Source organism: Collinsella sp. TM04-29, assembly GCF_003466565.1.
Lineage (GTDB): Bacteria > Actinomycetota > Coriobacteriia > Coriobacteriales > Coriobacteriaceae > Collinsella.
Map to the genome: position 1 here is coordinate 137,618 of NZ_QSPW01000005.1, position 4,190 is coordinate 141,807.

Here is a 4,190-nt window from a genome sequence, read left to right on the forward strand (position 1 = left end):
GGTCTCATCTACGTGCCCTGGGGGCCGCATGGCGCATAGGAAAGGTGACTCGGGGGCATCCTCGTGCCCGGACCGCGCGCATGGGCGCTGGGTCCCGCGGGCCGCGAGGTGCGGTTCCGGAAGAGCTCGGGCGATTAGTGCGGCTCGGCTGAGGCTGTCGCCAGCCTTGCACCTGCCGTCTATCGACCAGGTAGTCTACCTGGGCCCTTACCGGAAGGAGAACTAATCCCTGGAACGGCTTCCCGCTTAGATGCCTTCAGCGGTTATCCGCGCCGCACGCGGCTACCCGGCCGTGCCGTTGGTCGACAACCGGTTCACCGGAGGTGCGTCCACCCCGGTCCTCTCGTACTGGGGGCAGCCTCCATCGATTCTCCTGCGCCCACGGAGGATAGGGACCGAACTGTCTCACGACGTTCTGAACCCAGCTCGCGTACCGCTTTAAACGGCGAACAGCCGTACCCTTGGGACCTGCTCCAGCCCCAGGATGCGATGAGCCGACATCGAGGTGCCAAACCTTGCCGTCGATGTGGACTCTTGGGCAAGATCAGCCTGTTATCCCCGGAGTACCTTTTATCCGTTGAGCGACGGCCCACCCACTCGGGGCCGCCGGATCACTAGAGCCTGCTTTCGCACCTGCTCGGCTTGTGGGCCTCGCAGTCAAGCCCGCTTGTACTCTTGCATTCAAAAGGACGGTTGCCGACCGTCCCGAGCGGACCTTCGCGCGCCTCCGTTACCCTTTAGGAGGCGACCGCCCCAGTCAAACTGCCCGCCTGGCACGGTCCCCGAGCCGGTTGACGGCCTCGGGTTAGGACGCCGGTCGCGCGAGGGCAGTATTCCAAGGGCGGCTCCCCGGGGGCTGGCGCCTCCGGATCTGTGCCTCCTGCCTATCCTCTACACGCGGGACCAGCGGCCAATGCCAAGCTGCAGTGAAGGTTCACGGGGTCTTTCCGTCCTTCCGCGGGTAAGTCGCATCTTCACGACCAGTGCAATTTCACCGGGTCCATGGTCGAGACAGCGCCCAAGTCGTTGCGCCTTTCGTGCAGGTCGGAACTTACCCGACAAGGAATTTCGCTACCTTAGGACCGTTATAGTTACGGCCGCCGTTTACCGGGGCTTGGCTTCGGGGCTTCGCGCGATGCGCTAACTCCTCCGCGTGACCTTCCGGCACCGGGCAGGCGTCAGACCCTATACGTCGCCTTGCGGCTTCTGCAGAGTCCTGTGTTTTTGGTAAACAGTCGCTTGGGCCTCTCCACTGCGGCCCGCCTCCGCTCCCCGGGCAAGCCGGTTCACGTACGCGCGGGCACCCCTTCTCCCGAAGTTACGGGGCCATTGTGCCGAGTTCCTTGACCATGGTTGACCCGATCGCCTCGGTATGTTCTACCCACCCACCTGTGTCGGTTTGCGGTACGGGCGCGCACGCGCCTGCCTAGGGGTTTTTCTAGGGACCTCGGGCTCACTCGCTTCGCTTGATCGCTTCGTCCGGAGCCTCGCCCTCGTGCGGACCGGATTTCCCTGGTCCGCGGGCCGCGCTCCATCACGGGGACGTCCAGAACCCCGCCGAGCCACCCCCATCCGTCGCCCCGTCGGTCGTAGCGCCGCGTGCGCGGTGCAGGAATGTCTGCCTGCTGCGCGTCGGCTACGCCTCCCGGCCTCGCCTTAGCCCCCGACTGACCCTGGGAGGATTAGCCTTGCCCAGGAAACCTCGGGTTCACGGCGGACGAGTTACTCTCTCGTCTCTCGCTACTCATGCCAGCATTCTCACTCCCATGCGCTCCACCGCCGGTCGCCCGGCGGCTTCCCCGCCCATGGGAAGCTCCCCTACCGATTCTAATGAATTAAAATCCCGCCGCTTCGGTGTCCAGCTTAGCCCCGTGTATTGTCGGCGCATGTCCACTCGACCAGTGAGCTGTTACGCACTCTTTGAATGGATGGCTGCTTCTAAGCCAACATCCTGGTTGTCTGGGCGGACGCACATCCTTTGCCACTCGGCTGGAACTTGGGGACCTTAGCGGGCGGTCCGGGCTGTTTCCCTCTCGAGCACACAGCTTAGCCCACATGCTCTGACTGCCGCGCTCTGGGCCGCCGGCATTCGGAGTTCGGTTGGATTCGGTAGGCGGCGAAGCCCCCTCGTCCATCCGGTGCTCTACCTCCGGCGGTGAACGCGCGACGCTAGCCCTAAAGCTATTTCGGGGAGAACGAGATATCTCCGGGTTTGATTGGCCTTTCACCCCTATCCGCAGGTCATCGCCGCCGTTTTCAACCGACGTGCGTTCGGCCCTCCACGGGGTCTTACCCCCGCTTCAGCCTGCCCACGGATAGCTCACCCGGCTTCGCGTCCGCGGCGCGGGACTCAAGTCGCCCTGTTAAGGCTCGCTTTCGCTCCGGCTCCCTTTCGGTTAACCTCGCCCCGCGCCAGCGACTCGCTGGCTCATTCTACAAAAGGCACGCCGTCACACCGTATAGGTGCTCCGACTGCTCGTGGGCGCACGGTTTCAGGTACTGTTTCACTCCCCTCCCGGGGTGCTTTTCACCTTTCCCTCACGGTACTGGTGCGCTATCGGTCACAGGGTAGTACTCAGGCTTGGATGGTGGTCCACCCAGGTTCGGACCGGGTTTCACGTGCCCGGCCCTACTCAGGGACCGCGTCGCGCCGTCCGGTCTGGGTTCGCGTACGGGGCTGTCACCCGCTGCGGCCGGCCCTCCCATGCCGTTCCGCTCCCCAGCCGGACCTGCGCCCGGGGGCGGCAGCCCCCGGATGCGCGGCCCTGCAACCCCGTCGGCGGAACCCCTGCCGGGTATGCCCGCTCGACGGTTTGGCCATCGGTCCCCTTTCGCTCGCCGCTACTCGGGGAGTCTCGAGATTGATTTCCTCTCCTCCGGGTACTTAGATGTTTCAGTTCCCCGGGTTGTCCTCCCCGCCCCTATGTGTTCGGGGTGGGGATATCCACACTGCTGTGGATGGGTTCGCCCATTCGGAGACCCCCGGGTCGAAGGATGTGTGCTCCTCGCCGGGGATTATCGCAGCTTGCCGCGTCCTTCATCGGCTCCCTGTGCCAAGGCATCCGCCGTGCGCCCGTGGTATCTTGCGGGACCGCTCTCGGGCCCGCGGGATATCCACGTGTCGCTAAAGTTAATTAATCGATATCATGAATAGCGCTCGTATGTCGCAATTCGGGTATCTCATACCGCGGCACAGTAGTTGACTGTGCTCGCGATCAGATGCTCCTCACTCATATATAAGTGAATTCTTCTTGTTTGGATCGGATGAATGATTGCTATCATTCTTACGTTTAATCGCAGAAAAGAATCGAGTCTGGAAGAATGATCTTCCATCTCTCTCCTATCGCTATGCGGCTCTCAAGGTACGCGGGTGCGACCCCGGGGACCGGGTGCTGCGGGGACTTATCCTGGCGGACATCGACCGGACGGGCTCCTGCCCTCTATTCGAGTTAAAGTGTTTTCTCTCTAAGAATGTGTCTCCCTAGAAAGGAGGTGATCCAGCCGCACCTTCCGGTACGGCTACCTTGTTACGACTTCACCCCCCTCACCCTCCACACCTTCGGCGCCTCCCCCCTTGACGGTTGGGCCGGCGACTTCGGGTGCAGACGACTCGGGTGGTGTGACGGGCGGTGTGTACAAGGCCCGGGAACGCATTCACCGCGGCATGCTGATCCGCGATTACTAGCAACTCCGACTTCATGGGGGCGGGTTGCAGCCCCCAATCCGAACTGGGGCCGGCTTTCCGGGATCCGCTCCCCCTCGCGGGGTGGCATCCCTCTGTACCGGCCATTGTAGCACGTGTGCAGCCCAGGGCATAAGGGGCATGATGACTTGACGTCGTCCCCGCCCTCCTCCGCCTTGACGGCGGCGGTCCCGCGTGGGTTCCCGGCATCACCCGATGGCAACACGCGGCGGGGGTTGCGCTCGTTGCGGGACTTAACCCAACATCTCACGACACGAGCTGACGACAGCCATGCACCACCTGTATGGGCTCCTCTCGGCCACGGGGTCTCCCCCGCTTCACCCATATGTCAAGCCCTGGTAAGGTTCTTCGCGTTGCTTCGAATTAAGCCACATGCTCCGCTGCTTGTGCGGGCCCCCGTCAATTCCTTTGAGTTTTAGCCTTGCGGCCGTACTCCCCAGGCGGGACGCTTAATGCGTTGGCTGCGGCACGGGGGGATCGCCCCCCC

The 4,190-nt window shown here is 63.3% G+C and carries 2 rRNA genes; both read right to left on the reverse strand.

Going from position 1 to position 4,190, the window contains the following annotated elements:
- Positions 1-114: 114 nt before the first annotated feature.
- Positions 115-3,089: ribosomal RNA gene (locus DXD39_RS09195) — 23S ribosomal RNA — on the reverse strand.
- Between the two features lie 396 nt (positions 3,090-3,485).
- Positions 3,486-4,190: ribosomal RNA gene (locus DXD39_RS09200) — 16S ribosomal RNA — on the reverse strand; the annotation flags it as partial.